Annotated in this window: 1 protein-coding gene and 1 pseudogene (1 of these 2 running past the window's edge); one reads left to right on the top strand and one right to left on the bottom strand. The window is 55.6% G+C overall.

Annotated elements, in window-relative coordinates; genetic code table 11:
* A partial coding sequence (locus GTN70_06850; GenBank protein NIO16701.1) for a hypothetical protein occupies positions 1–518 on the bottom strand: 518 nt, incomplete at its 3' end.
* A gap of 98 nt (positions 519–616) precedes the next feature.
* Here GTN70_06850 and GTN70_06845 point away from each other — a divergent pair.
* A pseudogene (locus tag GTN70_06845) lies at positions 617–729 on the top strand (ubiquinone/menaquinone biosynthesis methyltransferase); it runs 519 nt beyond the window's last position.

The following is a 729-nucleotide window of genomic DNA, read 5'->3' as shown; positions in this document are numbered from 1 at the left end:
CTTCTTCCCAGCTTCTTTAAAACCTCGATGTTTCCGTCGACGGTGAATATTTCGCCGGGAAGTGCCCCGTAGATGATTTCCGATCCCCTGTTTTGCAGTCCCATCCTGAGCATCATGTTTTCCACGCCGAGCTTGGTATAGCCCTCGCCGAACTCCATCCCTGCGATGCAGATCCCGACAGCCGGCTTTCCGAGCATTTGGTCGTAGATGGCGTAGAGCTGCAGGCACCGGTCGAGGAATCTCTTGGCAGATGCATTCGGGCCGAAAAAATAGGACGGAACGGAGATGATTACGGCCCCGGCGGCGATGATCCTGTCCACGATCCACCCGTAGTCGTCCTCGAGGGGGCATGTCCCCTCGAGGCAGCGGTAGCAGGCCCTGCAGGGGAGTATGTTCTTCGCGTTGAGCATCACCAGCTCAACCTCATCACACCCGGCTTCCCATGCGACGTATCTTGCCGCGAGCTCACAGTTGCCGGGTTTTCTCGGGCTTCCAACGAGCGCCACGATCCTTTCCATTCTCTGGCCTCCCTCCTGGCTGTTTCGATGTACTATTGGTATAGAGTGGAGTAAAATCTGGATTTTATCAAGGGATCGCTTTCTCGTTTCCGGGGGATATGTACAGGTTAGGCAACAAAAACAGGCAGATACGGGATATGTTCTCGGCCATAGCGAAGCGGTACGACTTCCTGAACAGTCTCCTTAGCTTCGGGCAGGACGCTTCGTGGCG

The organism is Deltaproteobacteria bacterium (assembly GCA_011773515.1).
GTDB lineage: Bacteria > Desulfobacterota > Deferrimicrobia > J040 > J040 > WVXK01.
This window is presented reverse-complemented; position numbering and strand designations above follow the sequence as displayed.